Genomic DNA, 15,105 nt, shown 5'->3' on the forward strand with positions numbered 1-15,105 from the left:
GCGCCGCCATGACCACCATTACCGCACTGCGGGTTGAAGACATTCGTTTCCCCACCTCGTTGGGGCTGGACGGATCCGACGCCATGAATCCGGATCCCGACTATTCCGCCGCCTACGTGATCCTGGAGACCGATCGCGCGGATCTCAGCGGCCACGGACTGACGTTCACCATCGGCCGCGGCAACGAGATCTGCTGCGCGGCGATCCGCGCGCTGGAGCATCAGATCGTCGGTGAGCGGCTGGAGACGATCGCCGCCGACATGGGCGCCTTCTGGCGGCGCTTCACCAGCGACAGCCAGCTGCGCTGGATCGGGCCGGACAAAGGCGCCATTCACCTGGCGACCGGCGCGGTGGTCAATGCGGTGTGGGATCTGTGGGCCAAATCGGTCGGCAAGCCGGTATGGCGGCTGGTGGCGGAGATGACGCCGGAGGAACTGGTGCGCTGCATCGACTTCCGTTACATCACCGACTGCATCACGCCGCAGGAAGCGCTGGCGCTGCTGAAACAGCGGGCCGAGGGCAAAGAACGGCGCCTGGAGCGACTGCTGCAGCAAGGGTACCCCTGTTACACCACCTCCGCCGGCTGGCTGGGTTACCCGGATGACAAGCTGCGCCGCCTGTGCCAGGAAGCGGTCGACGCCGGTTTCTCCTACCTGAAGCTGAAGGTCGGGCGCGATCTGGAAGACGACATTCGCCGGGTGCGCATCGCCCGTGAGGTGATCGGCCCGGATCGCCGGCTGATGATCGACGCCAACCAGGTGTGGGAGGTGGGCGAAGCCATTCCGTGGGTGAAACATCTGGCGTTCGCCAACCCCTGGTTTATCGAAGAGCCGACCAGCCCGGACGACGTGGAAGGGCATCGCCGCATCCGCGAAGGGGTGGCGCCGGTCAAGGTGGCCACCGGTGAGATGTGCCAGAACCGCATCATGTTCAAGCAGTTCATCATGCGCGGCGCGGTGGACGTGGTGCAGATCGACGCCTGCCGTCTCGGCGGCGTCAACGAAGTGCTGGCGGTGATGCTGATGGCGGCCAAATACCAGCTGCCGGTCTGCCCACATGCCGGCGGCGTCGGGCTGTGCGAATACGTGCAGCACCTGTCGATGATCGACTACCTGTGCATCGCCGGCACCCACGAAGGCCGGGTGATCGAGTACGTCGATCATTTGCATGAACACTTTGTCGATCCCTGTGTGATCAAGGGCGCGGCCTACATGCCGCCGAGCCGTCCCGGTTACTCGATCGAGATGCATCCGTCGTCGATCGAGCAGTATCGGTTCCGCGGGTGAGGCGGGAGGATCGCATGCCGCGCATCGACGCTCACCAGCACTACTGGCGCTACCACCCGCAGCACTACCCGTGGATCGACGAGCGGATGCGCGTGCTGCGACAGGATTTCGATCCGCCCCGGCTGCGGCCGCTGTTGCAGGAACACGGCTTCGACGGCGCGCTGGCGGTGCAGGCGCGCCCCAGCGAGGACGAGACGCTGGCCCTGCTGGCGCTGGCTGAGCAGAGCGAGGGCGTATGCGGCGTGGTGGGCTGGTTGGATATCACCGCGCCGCAGCTGGCGCAGCGTCTGGAGGCCTGGCGGCCTTACAGCGCGCTGCGCGGGGTGCGCCATCAGGTGCAGGACGAAGCGGATCCAGCGGCCTGGCTGGCGCGGCCGGAGGTGGATCGCGGCATGCAAACGCTGCAGCGCGCCGGGTATGTGTATGAGATCCTGGTGACGCACCGGGATCTGGCGGCCGCGGCGGCGTTTGCCGGCCGCCACGACCAACACTGGCTGGTGCTGGATCACCTCGGCAAGCCGGACATCGCGCGCGGCGCGCGGCACTGGGCGCAGCAAATCCGGCCGTTGGCGGCGCTGCCGCACGTGGCCTGCAAGCTCTCGGGGCTGATCACAGAGGCGCCGGGTGGCCGGTGGCGCGCGGAAGAACTGCTGCCGTTCTTCGATGCCGCGCTGGAGGCGTTCGGCCCGCAGCGGCTGATGTTCGGCTCCGACTGGCCGGTGTGCCTGCTGGCCGGCGACTACCGCCAGGTGGTGCAACTGTGCGAACGGGCGCTGTCGACGCTGGGGGCCGCCGAGCAGGCGGCGATTTGGGGCGACACCGCACGGCGAATTTACGGGTTAACGGAGTCTGGTTATGGATCTGTATCTGCAAGATAAGGTGGTGCTGGTCACCGGCGGCGGTGCCGGCATCGGCGCGGCGATTGCTCATGTGCTGGCCGAAGAGGGGGCGATCCCGGTGCTGGTCACCAACGCCGCGCCGGAGACGGCGCTGCTGGCCGATTTACAGCGGTTGCAGCCGCGCACCGGAGTGATCCTCACCGAATTGTGCGACGAGGCGGCCTGCCGCCGGGCGGTCAGCCAGACGCTGGCGACCTTCGGCCGCATTGACGGGCTGGTGAACAACGCCGGGGTCAACGACGGCGTCGGGTTGGAGGCGGGGCGCGAAGCGTTCGTCGGCTCGCTGGAAAAGAATCTGGTGCATTACTACCTGATGGCGCACCTGTGCCAGGCGGCGCTGCGGGAGAGCCGGGGCGCCATCGTCAACATCGCCTCCAAGACCGCACTCAGCGGGCAGGGGGGCACCAGCGGCTACACCGCCGCCAAGGGCGCGGTGCTGGCGCTGACGCGCGAATGGGCGGTGTCGCTGCGCCATGATGGGGTGCGGGTGAACGCGGTGGTGCCGGCGGAGGTGATCACCCCGCAGTACCAGCGCTGGCTCAACACCTTCGCCGAGCCGCAGCGGCAGATGGAGAAGATCACCGCGCGCATTCCGCTCGGGCAGCGCATGACCACGCCGCAGGAGATCGCCGATACCGTGGCGTTTCTGCTGTCGTCGCGGTCATCACACACCACTGGACAGTGGCTGTCGGTGGACGGCGGCTACCTGCATCTCGATCGGGCGCTGACGTGAGCGGCGCGGCGGCAGGGCGGCGCCGTTTCTGCCAGGCGCTCGATCTGATTGACTCACCGGCGCTGATTGCGGAGTACCAGCAGCATCATCAGCGCATTTGGCCGGGCATCGCCGCGCATTTGCGCGAGCACGGCATTCTGGACATGGAGATTTACCGGTTAGGCACCCGGCTGTTCATGATCGTGGAGGTCAGCGCCGATTTCGACGCCGCGCGTTTTGACGCCGCCAGCCTGAACAACCCCGAAGTGCAGCGATGGGAAGCGCTGATGTGGCACTACCAGGCCGCCACCCCCTGGACGCCGCAGGGCGAAAAATGGGTAGAAATGGCGCGGATTTTCTCTCTGCAACAGCAATAACGCCAACATCATCATCGCCAGACGATACGAGGGTATCACCATGCTTGCTGAAAAAAGTGCGGCCTCCGCGCAGCCGGGCGTCCCCGTGACCGCCAATCTGCGCTGGGCCTTTATCCTGGTCACCAGCCTGTTCTTCATGTGGGGGCTGTCCTATGGCCTGCTGGACGTATTAAACAAACATTTTCAGGAGACGCTGCACGTCACCAAGGCGCAGTCGGGGCTGCTGCAGGCGGCGTACTTCGGCGCCTATTTCCTGGTGGCGCTGCCCGCCGGTTATTTCATGGATCGCAAGGGCTATAAGGCGGGCATTCTGGTCGGGCTGTGCCTGTACGCACTGGGCGCGCTGCTGTTCGTGCCGGCGGCGTCGGCCAACAGCTTCGCCGTATTCCTGTTCGCGCTGTTCGTTATCGCCAGCGGCCTGGGCTGCCTGGAAACGGCGGCCAACCCGTACGCCACGGTGTTGGGCGACGCGCAGGGCGCCGAACGGCGGCTCAACCTGGCCCAGTCGTTCAACGGCCTCGGGCAGTTTATCGGCCCGCTGATCGGCGGCACGCTGTTCTTCTCCGCCGGCCAGTCCGTCGGCGGCGGCGATCAGAGCGCGGTGAAGATGACCTATGTGGCGATCGCCGCGCTGGTGCTGCTGATCGCGCTGTTGTTCAGCCGCACCCGGCTGCCGGCGATCCGCGAAGAGGAAAAACCGGTGCACGGCGTGATAGCGCAGGGGTTGTGGCAGCATCCGCATTTCGTCGGCGGGGTCATCACGCAGTTTTTCTACGTGGCGGCGCAGGTGGGCGTGGGGGCGTTCTTCATCAACTACGCCACCGAGCACTGGCGCGAGGTGTCTAACCAGAGCGCCTCTTACCTGCTGTCGATCGCCATGATCTGCTTTATGGTCGGACGTTTCTTCAGCACCTGGCTGATGGGACGGGTCAAACCGGCGACGCTGCTGGCGGTCTATGCGCTGATCAACATTGCGCTGTGCGGTGTGGTAATGCTGAGCGTCGACGGCGTCTCGGTGGTGGCGCTGATCGCGGTGTTCTTCTTTATGTCGATCATGTTCCCGACCATTTTCGCCCTGGGGGTGAAAAATCTGGGCAAGCACACCAAGCGCGCCAGCTCGTTCATGATCATGGCGATCGTCGGCGGCGCCATCATGCCTTACTTTATGGGGGCGCTGGCCGACCGTTACAGCACCGCGCTCTCTTATCTGCTGCCGCTGCTGTGTTTCGCGGTGGTGTTGGTTTACGGCCTGCGGCAGCGCCGCGCCTGACTCACCCCGGCGGCGAATCGGCTTTCGCCGCCGTTTTCGGCCTCTGCCGCCGGGTCCCCATCAGGATGGCCAACGCCAGCAGCAGCACCAGGCTGGACAGCGCGCCGTTTATCGTCAGGCCGCCGGCATCCACCACCAGCCCGCCCACCAGCGAACCGCAGGAAATCGCCAGGTTAAACAGCGCGATATACAGTGAAGAGGCGACCTCGGCCGCATCGGGCGCCGCCTTGAGCATCCACGCCATCAGCGCAACGGAAACGCCGCCGTAGGCGATGCCCCACAGCAGCAGGAAGGCGCCGCCGCTCAGCGGCGTGTGGCCCAGCAGCGGCAGCAGCAGGACGGCGAGCGCCAGCCCGAGGGCGATCAGCGCCAGGGTGCGGCGCAGTCGTTTGGCGGCGGCCTGGCCGGCGATAAAATTCCCGACGAGGCCGGCGATGCCGTAGGCGAACAGCAGCGGCCCCACCCAGCGGCTCTCGATGCCGGAGACCGTCTGCAGCAGCGGACGGACAAAGGTGTAAGCCATAAAGTGGCCGGCGACCAGCAGAAACGTCAGCAGCAGCCCGGTCAGCAGCCGGCGATTCGCGCGTTGCGCGGTGAACGACCGCCAGCCGATCGCCTGCGTGACCGGCAGCGGCGGCAGCACGCACACCAGCAGGAGCAGGGTCAGCGCCGCCAGAACGGCGACCGCCAGAAACGCCATGCGCCAGCCCAGCGCTTCGCCGAGGAATACCCCGAGCGGCACGCCGAATACCGAGGCCGCCGCTACGCCGCCGAAGATGATGGACAGCGCCAATCCGACGGAGGCCGGCGGCACCAGGCGTTCCGCCAGCCCGCCGGCGATGGCCCAGATACCGCCGATGCAAAAGCCCAGCAGGATGCGCGCAGCGAACAGCAGCGCCAGGGAGGTGGCGGCGGCGGCCAGCAGGTTAGCGGCTGTCAGCAGCAGCAGAAAGCCCGCCAGCAGGTTGCGGCGGTCCGTGCGCCGGGCGCCCAGCACCACCAGCGGGGCGAACAGCGCGGCGAACAGGGCCGGCAGGGAAATCAGCAGCCCGGCGCGGCCGATCGATGCGTTCAGGGTGTTGACGATCGGGGTCAGCAGCCCGACGGGCAGCATTTCTGCGGTGACGACGGTAAAGGTGGACAGGCCGACCGCGAAGGTCGCCAGCCACGCTTTTGCGCCGCCGTCGGCGTGTAAGGCACTCATAATGACTCTCCCAACAGATGACGAACCTCAGTGTATCCGCGCCAAAATGGCTGATAAACTGGCCTGAATGCGCAACATTGGGGACAAAGCGTGGCTAATTTACCGTCTATGCCGTTGGATAACCTGACCGACCTGCTGGTATTCATTCGCGTCGCCGACGCCTGCAGCTTCACGCTGGCGGCCGAGAGACTGGGCATCTCCCGATCGGCGGCGGGCAAATGCGTGAACCGATTGGAGGCGCGATTGGCGACCCGGCTGCTGCAACGCACCACGCGCAGCGTCAGCCTGACCGAAGACGGCGCGGTGTTTTACGAATATGCGCAGCGCATCCTGTCGCAGGCCGAAGAGGCGGAAACGGCGCTCAATACGCGGCGGCAAACCCCGCGCGGGCGGCTGCGGCTGGATGTGCCGGTCTCGTTGGGGCGGTTGCATATTTTGCCGATTCTGCGGGAATTTTTGGCGCAGTGGCCGGAGGTGGACGCCGACGTCAGCTTCTCCGACGATTACAGCGATTTGGTGCGCGACGGTATCGATGTGGCGATCCGCGTCGGCGGCAGCGACGACAGTCGGCTGGTGCGGCGGGTGCTCGCGCCGCACCGCCTGATCACCTGCGCGGCGCCGGACTATCTGGCGCGCTACGGCACGCCTGCGACACCGGAGGCGCTGGGCGATCACGAGACGCTGGTCTTCAGCCACCAGGGATTGCCGGCGCCCTGGCGCTATCGGGTTAACGGCCAACTGCACGAACAGCCGGTGCGCGGCCGGATGCGTTTCAACAACGTCGAGGCATTGCGGGATGCAGCCGTCGCCGGGGCCGGTCTGTGTCAGGTAGGGGCGTTTCTGGTCGGTGAACAGATGGCGGCCGGCACGCTGGTGCCGGTGCTGGAACGCTATTGTCGCCCGGGGCCGCCGATCTGCGCCGTCTATCCCAGCCGACGCCATCTCTCCCCCAAAGTGAAACTGTTTCTGGCGGCGATCGAACGGCGCTGGCAGGGCAAGGCGATTTGGGAAACCGTTTAGCGCAGGCGGTTCACGCCGCTTTCAAGGCCAGCGTTCGCCGCATTAGGCGATAGCCGCCGGCCGCCACCAGCAGTACGACCAGGCCGGCCGTGAGCGTGACGCCAAAGCCGGCCGTTATCCCCGCAGCGTCGATCGCCAGGCCCGCCAGGGCTGCGCCGAACGCCACGCCTATCCCCAGACCGGTGACCATCCAGGTCAATCCCTCCGTCAGCCTGGCGGGGGGCACGATGTTTTCAACCAGCCCCATGGCAATGATCATGGTCGGCGCGAAAAACAGTCCGGCGACAAACATCGCCGCCGCCAGCGTCAAGACATTGTGCACCCACAGCAGCGGCAGGGTAGTGAATGCGGTGGCGAACGCCGCGTATAAGAACAGGCGGGGCAAGGGGACGGGGATCTTCATTGCGCCGAAAATCAGCCCGGCGAGGCAGGAGCCAAACGCGTAAACCGACAGCACGATGCTGGCGGCGGCCGGCTGGCCTTGCTGCTCGGCGAAGGCCACGCTGATGACGTCCACGGTGCCGACAATGGTGCCCAGGGCGATCAGCGCCAGCACCAGAATTTGCATTGACGGCATAGCCAGGATGGCGCGCTGCCGCTCGCTGTTGTGGGTGTAAACCGGGGGCTGTGTGCTTTTTTGCAAGGCGAATGCCGTGACGCCCGCCACCAGAAGCAGCGCGGCCACCAGAGGGCCGGCTTCTGGGAAAAGTGAAACGCTGAGCCCCACGGCGATCGGCGGGCCGATGATAAAGGCGACTTCGTCCAACACCGACTCGAATGAAAATGCCGTGTGCAGCTGCGGCGTGCCGCGATAAATTTCGCTCCAGCGAGCTCTGACCATCGCGGAGATGCTGGGCATGCCGCCCGCGAGCGCGGCGAAGACGAACAGCGCCCAATTCGGTGCCTGGTAGCGAGTGCAAATCAGCAGCAGCAAGAGGGCGATCGCGCTGGTCCCGGTGGCATACGGCAGCACTCGGCGTTGGCCGAAGCGATCCGCTGCGCGCGCGATCTGCGGCGCGAGCAGCGCCATGGAAAAGGCGAACGTCGCCGCCACCGCGCCCGCTAACCAATAGGAGCCGCGTACCTGCGAGAGCATGGTAATGATGCCGATGCCGGTCATCGAGACCGGCAGGCGCGCGATTAGCCCGGCAGAGGAAAACGCCTTGCTGCCCGGGGCGGTGAACAGTTTGAAATAAGGATTTGCCATAAAATGGGCTCCGGAATGTTGCGGCTCGGTATTCGCTCAATGTCCATCATTGACATACGCCACGTATGTTACGTTAATTGACATACATGGCGTATGTCAATTATAACGTCATCAATAACGAGGCGGGAGTGAACCCATGGCACGTAAAGCGCGTACCGAAATGATTGAAGAAACCCGACAAAAGCTGGTGGCGGCGGCCCGTCTGCAATTCGGCAACGTGGGGTATGCCGAAACGGTGATGGATGATCTCACCGCCCAGGCCGGCCTGACGCGCGGCGCGCTCTATCACCATTTTGGCGATAAAAAGGGGCTGTTCCTGGCGGTGGTGCAGGCGATAGACGCGGAGATGGATGCGCATCTGGCTGAGATAACCGCGAGTACTGCGGATGACTGGGAGGCTTTTGCGGCGCGTTGCCGCAGTTATCTGATCATGATGACGGAGCCGCAAGCGCAACGCATTCTGTTGCGTGATTCACCTTCGGTGCTGGGAGCTGAATATCTGCGGGCCAGCAAGCTGGCGTGCATCAGCTGGATGACGGGCGCATTGGAGGTATTGATGGCGCAGCGGCGTATCGCTATCGCCGAGCCGGAAGCGCTGGCGCATTTAATCAACGGCGGCCTGATGGATGCCGCGCTGTGGGTCGCCCATCATCCGGAAAAAGACGTGGGGCTGGAACAAGCCTTGGCCAGTTTGAACCTGTTGCTGAACGGGCTGCGTTCCACCGCCGTATAGCCGTATAAGTGTTGATGTCAGCCGCCGCGCCGTTACCACGGCGGCTTAAGAGTGAACGGCAGCGGGCTCGACGTTTTGCGCCAGCTGAATATTGTTGCGTCCGCTGTGCTTCGCCAGATAGAGCGCGGCGTCGGCTGCGCCTATCGCCGATTCGATGTCCAGTTTTTCCAGCGCGGAGATGCCGGCGCTGAGCGTCAGCGTGCCGCTGTGCTGCGGACTGGCGCCGTGCGGGATGTTCAGCTCCGCCACCCGCTGGCGCACCCGTTCGGCCAGTTGCGCAGCGTAGCCTTCGTGCACGTTGGTCAGCAACACCAAAAATTCTTCCCCGCCGTAACGCACCACGATGTCGCGCGAACGCACCGCATCGCGGATGGCGACCGCCACCTGCACCAACGCCCGATCGCCCATGGCGTGGCCGTAGCTGTCGTTATAGACCTTGAAGTGGTCGATATCCAGCAACAGCACGTAATGATGGCCGGTTTGCGGTTCCAGCAGCATCGTGATCTTATTCTCCAGCCCACGCCGGTTATAAAGGCCGGTCAGAGGATCGATCATGCTCAAATTATTGAATTTATCGCGCTCGTTATACAGGTTGGCCACCAGCGCGTGAGTAAAGATTTCACTGCGTTTCAACATCAGGTGGTGGATGGAGAAAGCGATAATAGGTAATAGCGTGGTGAATAATATCCGCAGGGTATTATGCATGCCGTCTAAAGCCAGGATCACCATTGCGGAAGGCACGGCGTGTAAACAAAAGGCGGTAAAGTTGTCCGTCAGGGAAATAGCGCTGATAAAAAAGATGCTAAACAAACTAATTAATAAAAAATCTTGGTTATTCGGTAGGCAATATTGACTTTTAACGTAAATATGTGCGGCCCAGAGCAGGCCGAGCACGCCGGCGAACAGGTTGAGTTTGCACAAGTATTTGCGTGGCGTTTGCAGGGAAAATAGCGCCGCTACCAGACAAAATAGCGGTATACATAATAAAGGTAGGGTAAATGCGGGTGTATCCCTAAAAGGGAACAATAATGTAAATACGGAAGAGGCGGCATTCATTATCAGAAAAAGAAATAATGCCAGGCGCTGCTTGCTGTTCAGTAATTCCTGATAAGAACGGGCGTTCATACGGAGGTCACTCTTTGCAAAGTCGTTCTGTCGAATAATTAAGGTTGAGAAGCATTCCTTTGGCGCGAATATCCACTTGAATTGCATGGTTGAGGATTGTGATTATTATCATGCAAACAGGACTAGGAATTTTCTTATGTCAAATTATCATTTTTTCATGCTGGTGTCATCTGGGTTTGGTCTGCGCAGTGAAAATGATGCGGCGGCCAAAAAAGTGTTATATGATATTGGTTATCATTATCACTTGAAGGGGGGTTGTCATGCTCACCGCCATGATTGCCGCGTGCGGACTGTGGGGCGTCAGTTGGTGCCTCGGGGATCGCCTGGCCAGCGCCTGGGGCGTTTTGCTGCCTTGTGCGCTGATGCCGCTGCTGGCCTTGATCGACCTGGATATGGTGCAGTTGCGCACCCTGATCGTGATAGCGATGTTGGCCACGCTGGTCATGTTGTTCAACAGCCGGCTGCGCCACTATCTGCTGCTGCCTTCCTGTATGGCGCTGGCGGGCGGCCTGGCGGCTGTCAGCCTGAACTTCAGCTTCGGGTGAAACGCCGGAAACGGCAAAACCACGCTTAAGCGTGTGATTCATCAGTGCGTTGGGATTTTTTCGAGGATACTGCCGGAGAGATCATCAATTGGTGCGAAGAGAGGGACTTGAACCCTCACGTCCGTAAGGACACTAACACCTGAAGCTAGCGCGTCTACCAATTCCGCCACCTTCGCACAGTCGATGTTGTTGCTTTGATTTATATTACGTCGCCAGCGTGGTGCGAAGAGAGGGACTTGAACCCTCACGTCCGTAAGAACACTAACACCTGAAGCTAGCGCGTCTACCAATTCCGCCACCTTCGCATCGATGCTGAGTGCAATATAAATCATGTGGTTATTTGGTGCGAAGAGAGGGACTTGAACCCTCACGTCCGTAAGGACACTAACACCTGAAGCTAGCGCGTCTACCAATTCCGCCACCTTCGCGTACCAGAAACATTACCGGAGTAACGTTACCACGGAGGCGAATTCTAGAGATTTTGGCGGACACGTCAACAGTTATTTCCCCGCTTTGCGGGCGTTTGCTGGAAAAACAGCCATATCGCCGCTTTTCTGCTGGTCAAACAGCCAAATCAGCCAATCAATCAACACTCTGACCCGCGGCGCCAGGAAACGGCCGGGCGGATACATGATGTAAATCGGCATCGGCGGAGGCGGCGTTTCCGCCAGCACTTCCACCAGTTCGCCCTGTTCCAGCCAAGGGGCAAGCGAATAGCGCGCCGCCTGTATCAATCCCATGCCGGCGCGCGCGCCGGCGATATAGGCGTCGGCGCCGCTGACGCTCAGCCGGGCGGGCAGTTCGCGCAGTTCCAGCTTGCCGCCGCGGCAAAACTCCAGTGGGTAATCGCGGTTGTTGGCCAGCGAAAAATACCCCACCGCGCGGTGCGGCGCCAGGCTATCGATGTCGAGCGGCGTGCCGTGGGCCTGCAGGTAAGCGGGGGAAGCGCAGGTGACCTGCGGCAGCTGGGCGATGCGCCGCGCCACCAGGCTGTCGTCTTCGGTTTCCCAGGCGCGCAGCACGCAGTCCACGCCTTCGCGCAGCAGATCGACGTGGGTGTCGTTGGCGCCCAGCGCCAGCGTGATGTCGGGATAGCGCCGGTAGAAGTCGTCCAGCGCCGGAATGACGACCTCGCGCGCCAGCGAATGGGGCATATCGATGCGCACTTTGCCGGACGGCTGCAGCTTATGGTGGCTGAACAGCGTGTCCGCCTCCTCCAGCGCGCCCAGCAACTGCACGCAGCGTTGATAGTAGAGACTGCCTTCGCTGGTCACCTGCACCTGGCGGGTGGTGCGGATCAGCAGGCGCACGCCCAGCCGCTGTTCCAGCCGTTTCAGCGCGTTGCTGACCGTGGCGCGCGGCAGCTGCAGGCGTTCGGCCGCCCGGCTGAAGCTGCCCAGTTCGACGATGCGGGTAAAAATGCGCATGGCTTGAACCTGATCCATTACCACTCCGTATTGTTGGTGATTTTTGAACAGTGATGTGCAATCTGCATTATTTATCTTTTTCGCGTAAACAACCAGACTTTGCTGCGTTATCCATTCACCGCATGAGGGCAGCACAATGCAACAACGTAAACTCGGTTCCCACGGTCCCGTCGTCTCCGCCCTGGGGTTGGGATGCATGGGCATGAGCGACTTCTACTCCACCGGCGCCGATCGGCAGGAAGCCATCGCCACGCTGCACCGGGCGCTGGAGCTGGGCGTTACGCTGCTCGACACCGCCGACATGTATGGCCCGCACACCAACGAAGAGCTGGTGGGGGAAGCGATCAAAGGCAAGCGGCAACAGGTGTTCCTGGCCACCAAGTTCGGCATCCTGCGCGATCCGGCGGATCCTTCGGCACGCGGCGTCAGCAGCCGGCCCGAGTATATCCGGCGCTCCGTCGAGGGCAGCCTGCGGCGCTTGGGCGTGGAGGAGATCGATCTTTATTATCAGCACCGGGTCGATCCGCAGGTGCCGATCGAGGACGTCGTGGGCACGATGGCGGATCTGATCCGGGAAGGCAAGATCCGCCACATCGGCCTGAGCGAGGCGTCGGTCGCCACGCTGGAGCGGGCGCACAAGGTGCATCCGATCACCGCGCTGCAGACCGAATATTCGCTGTGGACGCGCGACGCCGAGCAGGGCGTGCTGGCGGCCTGCGAGCGCCTGGGCATCGGCTTTGTGCCCTACAGCCCGTTAGGGCGCGGTTTCCTCACCGGCGCTATCCAGCGGCCGGAGGATCTGGCCGAGGACGACTTCCGCCGCAGCAACCCGCGCTTCCAGGGGGAAAACTTCAGCCGCAATCTGGCGCTGGTGGAGAAGGTGAGCGAGTTGGCGGCGCAGAAGGGCGTTAAACCTTCGCAGCTGGCGCTGGCCTGGGTGTTGGCGCAGGGGGAACACATCGTGCCGATCCCCGGCACCAAACGCCGTCGTTACCTGGAAGAGAACGTCGCGGCGGCGGAGATAACGCTGAGCGCGGCTGAGCTGGCGGCGATTGAAGCGGTGTTCCCGCTGAGCGCGGCGGCCGGCGAACGCTACGGCGCGGAGTCGATGACCTACATCAACGGTTAAAAAAAAGCGCGGCCTGCAGGCCGCGCTCTGTCGTTTTCCGCCAACGGCGAATTATTTCTTCTTCGGCGCGCGCGGCGGACGGCCGACGGTCGCCTGGTACACCTTGAAGCGGCCGTTCTGCGCCAGCACTTCGTGGCTGCCGAAGGTGGCGTCCAGAATGTCCGGGTATGGCAGGAAGGCGTTGGCGACAATGCGCAGTTGGCCACCGATCGGCAGGTGCTTCACCGCGCCGCGGATCAGGGTTTCGGCGGCGGTCAGGCTGGTCTGCAGCCCGTCGTGGAACGGCGGGTTGGAGATGATCATGTCGAAACGGCCGGTGATGTCGGAGTAAACGTTGCTGACGATCACTTCCCCTTCGATGCCGTTGGCGGCCAGCGTCGCGCGGCTGGATTCCACCGCGGCGGCGTTGACGTCGCTGAGGGTCAATTTGACTTTCGGCGACAGCTTGGACATTACCGAGGCCATGACGCCGGCGCCGCAGCCGATGTCCAGCACCTTGCCTTTCATGTGTTTTTCCAGCGTCGACAGCAGCAGCGAGCTGCCGACGTCCAGACCGTCGCGGCTGAACACGCCCGGCAGCGTTTTCACTTCCAGATCGTGCAGCTGATAGCTGCCCCACCAGTCGTTCAGGTCGAACTCGGTCTGCGCGTCCAGGCGGCCGTGATACAGGCCGCAGCGGCGCGCGCTGTCGATTTTCACCAGCGTGACGTGGCCTTCCAGCGTTGGCTCGGCGCTGCGCACGCCGCTGCGGTTTTCACCGACCACGAACACGTCCGCGCCCACCGGCAGCAGCGCCAGGATGTTGCACAGCTGGAATTGCGCTTCCTGCTTGCTCTTCGGCCAGTAGTAAACCAGCGTGTCGCAGTCGGCGACGAAAGCGGGATCGACGGTCAAACCGAACTGCACGTTATCGCCCATCGTCCGGTTCAGTAACTGCCAGTGATGGTATTGCTGAGTGTGGACGCGCACGTCCGCGGCCTCGAATTGGGCCGGCAGGCTGTCCTGCAGGTCGCCGGCAAACAGCACGCGGCGTTCGATAAATTCATCACTGTGGCGCAGCATGACTTCACTGGCGGGGGTTAATGCAGACATCAGATATTGGCTCCTGGAAATGAGACCGGGGATTATAGAGCTTTGTGGCGATATGTTCGACGGGTTTGTTGGCGCGGGCTGCGCGGGTTTGTTAGCATAGCGCGGCGCATGGCAGGCATGGCGCACCACAACGGGTAGGAATCGGCATGGCATCAAAACGCGACTGGCTGTTACAACAACTGGGTATTACGCAGTGGACATTGCGCCGCCCGGGCGTGTTGCAGGGCGAAGTGGCGGTCAGTCTGCCGCCCGAGACGCGCCTGCTGGTGGTGGCGCAGACGCAGCCGGCGCCCGACGATCCGCTGTTTTGCGACGTGCTGCGCAGCCTGGGGCTGACGCCGGCGCAAACCTACAGCCTGACGCCGGAACAGGTGGCGATGCTGCCTGAAGAGACCGCATGCAACAGTTGGCGGCTGGGCGTGACGGAACCGCTCGCGGTCGCCGGCGCGCAGCTACACAGCCCGGCGTTGGCCGAGCTTTCCCAAGACGCGGGGGCCAAACGCGCCCTCTGGCAGCAGATTTGTCATCATGAACACGATTTCTACCCTGACGGCGGCCGACCTGGCCACGGCCTTCAACATTGAGCAAGCCAGCCACGCTTTCCCCTGGACGGAAACCACCTTTGCCAGCAATCAGGGCGATCGCTACCTTAACCTGAAGCTGAGCGCCGATGGGGAGATGGCGGGGTTCGCCATCACGCAGATCGTGCTGGACGAAGCCACGCTGTTCAACATCGCCATTCATCCGCAGCACCAGCGCCGGGGCTTTGGCCGCCTGTTGCTCAACGCGTTGATCGAACAGCTGGAGAGCCGCGGCGTGGTTACGCTGTGGCTGGAAGTCCGTGCCTCCAACCAGGCGGCGATCGCGCTGTATGAAGATCTTGGTTTCAACGAAGTCACCGTGCGCCGCAATTATTACCCGAGCGCCCACGGCCGCGAAGACGCGATCGTGATGGCGTTGCCGCTGGGGTAATCAGCCCGGCCGGAAAAAGCATTGATTGTCACCGGTTGGCAAATCGGCGAAAATGCCCGGCTGTTATCTTTTATTCACCGCTTTGCCCGGCGCCGCGATCGGCGCGT

The 15,105-nt window shown here is 62.9% G+C and carries 16 protein-coding genes and 3 tRNA genes; 11 read left to right on the forward strand and 8 right to left on the reverse strand.

All coding sequences use genetic code 11. The annotated features are described in order from the left end of the window. Nucleotides 1-8: 8 nt before the first annotated feature. From SERRSCBI_RS02890 to fucP, 5 genes are read left to right on the forward strand one after another with little or no spacing between them, the layout of a single operon-like run. Nucleotides 9-1,286, forward strand: coding sequence for an L-fuconate dehydratase (locus SERRSCBI_RS02890; RefSeq protein WP_042783646.1), 1,278 nt, complete (start codon nt 9-11; stop codon nt 1,284-1,286). Nucleotides 1,287-1,300: 14 nt separating this feature from the next. Beyond that, the gene (locus SERRSCBI_RS02895; RefSeq protein ID WP_042783647.1) at nt 1,301-2,164 is read left to right on the forward strand and encodes an amidohydrolase; all 864 of its coding nucleotides are present in this window, start codon (nt 1,301-1,303) and stop codon (nt 2,162-2,164) included. After that, on the forward strand, nt 2,142-2,918 hold the full coding sequence (locus SERRSCBI_RS02900; RefSeq protein ID WP_042783648.1) for an SDR family oxidoreductase: 777 nt from the start codon (nt 2,142-2,144) through the stop codon (nt 2,916-2,918). The genes SERRSCBI_RS02895 and SERRSCBI_RS02900 overlap by 23 nt, the downstream gene beginning before the upstream one ends. After that, complete coding sequence (locus tag SERRSCBI_RS02905; RefSeq protein ID WP_015376547.1) at nt 2,915-3,274, forward strand: L-rhamnose mutarotase; 360 nt, start codon at nt 2,915-2,917, stop codon at nt 3,272-3,274. The genes SERRSCBI_RS02900 and SERRSCBI_RS02905 overlap by 4 nt, the downstream gene beginning before the upstream one ends. Before the next feature lie 40 nt (nt 3,275-3,314). Next, nucleotides 3,315-4,544 (forward strand): L-fucose:H+ symporter permease, encoded by a 1,230-nt coding sequence (gene fucP, locus SERRSCBI_RS02910; RefSeq protein ID WP_042783649.1) that lies wholly within the window; start codon nt 3,315-3,317, stop codon nt 4,542-4,544. 1 nt (nt 4,545) lies between these two features. Here the strand turns inward: fucP and SERRSCBI_RS02915 are convergent, their stop codons facing one another. Then, nucleotides 4,546-5,748: an MFS transporter gene (locus tag SERRSCBI_RS02915; RefSeq protein ID WP_042783650.1), complete on the reverse strand. Its 1,203-nt coding sequence runs from the start codon at nt 5,746-5,748 to the stop codon at nt 4,546-4,548. 108 nt (nt 5,749-5,856) lie between these two features. Here SERRSCBI_RS02915 and SERRSCBI_RS02920 point away from each other — a divergent pair, with 108 nt between their 5' ends. Next, nucleotides 5,857-6,768 (forward strand): LysR family transcriptional regulator, encoded by a 912-nt coding sequence (locus tag SERRSCBI_RS02920; protein ID WP_033651358.1) that lies wholly within the window; start codon nt 5,857-5,859, stop codon nt 6,766-6,768. 10 nt (nt 6,769-6,778) lie between these two features. Here SERRSCBI_RS02920 and SERRSCBI_RS02925 read toward each other — a convergent pair whose 3' ends face one another. Next, entirely contained in the window at nt 6,779-7,975 is a 1,197-nt protein-coding gene (locus tag SERRSCBI_RS02925; protein WP_033651357.1) for an MFS transporter, read from the reverse strand. Between the two features lie 136 nt (nt 7,976-8,111). Here SERRSCBI_RS02925 and SERRSCBI_RS02930 point away from each other — a divergent pair, with 136 nt between their 5' ends. Beyond that, the gene (locus SERRSCBI_RS02930) at nt 8,112-8,708 is read left to right on the forward strand and encodes a TetR/AcrR family transcriptional regulator (RefSeq protein WP_033641781.1); all 597 of its coding nucleotides are present in this window, start codon (nt 8,112-8,114) and stop codon (nt 8,706-8,708) included. A 45-nt stretch (nt 8,709-8,753) separates the two neighbouring features. Here the strand turns inward: SERRSCBI_RS02930 and SERRSCBI_RS02935 are convergent, their stop codons facing one another. Further along, entirely contained in the window at nt 8,754-9,833 is a 1,080-nt protein-coding gene (locus SERRSCBI_RS02935; RefSeq protein ID WP_042783651.1) for a GGDEF domain-containing protein, read from the reverse strand. A 260-nt stretch (nt 9,834-10,093) separates the two neighbouring features. On the opposite strand from SERRSCBI_RS02935, the gene SERRSCBI_RS02940 reads away from it, so the two are divergent. Then, nucleotides 10,094-10,378 (forward strand): DUF1435 domain-containing protein, encoded by a 285-nt coding sequence (locus tag SERRSCBI_RS02940; protein ID WP_033641783.1) that lies wholly within the window; start codon nt 10,094-10,096, stop codon nt 10,376-10,378. 89 nt (nt 10,379-10,467) lie between these two features. On the opposite strand, the gene SERRSCBI_RS02945 is transcribed toward SERRSCBI_RS02940, so the two are convergent. From SERRSCBI_RS02945 to SERRSCBI_RS02960, 4 genes are all read right to left on the reverse strand, one after another. Further along, nucleotides 10,468-10,554, reverse strand: a tRNA-Leu gene (locus SERRSCBI_RS02945). A 42-nt stretch (nt 10,555-10,596) separates the two neighbouring features. Beyond that, nucleotides 10,597-10,683 (reverse strand) — tRNA-Leu (locus SERRSCBI_RS02950). Nucleotides 10,684-10,719: 36 nt separating this feature from the next. Further along, nucleotides 10,720-10,806 (reverse strand) — tRNA-Leu (locus SERRSCBI_RS02955). A gap of 72 nt (nt 10,807-10,878) precedes the next feature. Beyond that, entirely contained in the window at nt 10,879-11,823 is a 945-nt protein-coding gene (locus tag SERRSCBI_RS02960) for a LysR family transcriptional regulator (protein WP_042783652.1), read from the reverse strand. Nucleotides 11,824-11,941: 118 nt separating this feature from the next. On the opposite strand from SERRSCBI_RS02960, the gene SERRSCBI_RS02965 reads away from it, so the two are divergent. After that, entirely contained in the window at nt 11,942-12,934 is a 993-nt protein-coding gene (locus SERRSCBI_RS02965) for an aldo/keto reductase (RefSeq protein ID WP_042783653.1), read from the forward strand. A 51-nt stretch (nt 12,935-12,985) separates the two neighbouring features. On the opposite strand, the gene rsmC is transcribed toward SERRSCBI_RS02965, so the two are convergent. After that, entirely contained in the window at nt 12,986-14,026 is a 1,041-nt protein-coding gene (gene rsmC / locus SERRSCBI_RS02970) for a 16S rRNA (guanine(1207)-N(2))-methyltransferase RsmC (RefSeq protein WP_042783654.1), read from the reverse strand. Between the two features lie 146 nt (nt 14,027-14,172). On the opposite strand from rsmC, the gene SERRSCBI_RS02975 reads away from it, so the two are divergent. Further along, on the forward strand, nt 14,173-14,610 hold the full coding sequence (locus SERRSCBI_RS02975; RefSeq protein ID WP_033641787.1) for a DNA polymerase III subunit psi: 438 nt from the start codon (nt 14,173-14,175) through the stop codon (nt 14,608-14,610). Further along, complete coding sequence (gene rimI / locus SERRSCBI_RS02980; RefSeq protein ID WP_033641788.1) at nt 14,555-14,998, forward strand: ribosomal protein S18-alanine N-acetyltransferase; 444 nt, start codon at nt 14,555-14,557, stop codon at nt 14,996-14,998. Before SERRSCBI_RS02975 ends, rimI begins: the two co-directional genes overlap by 56 nt. Nucleotides 14,999-15,105 lie beyond the last annotated feature (107 nt).

It is taken from the genome of Serratia sp. SCBI (assembly GCF_000747565.1).
Taxonomy (GTDB): Bacteria; Pseudomonadota; Gammaproteobacteria; order Enterobacterales; family Enterobacteriaceae; genus Serratia; species Serratia ureilytica.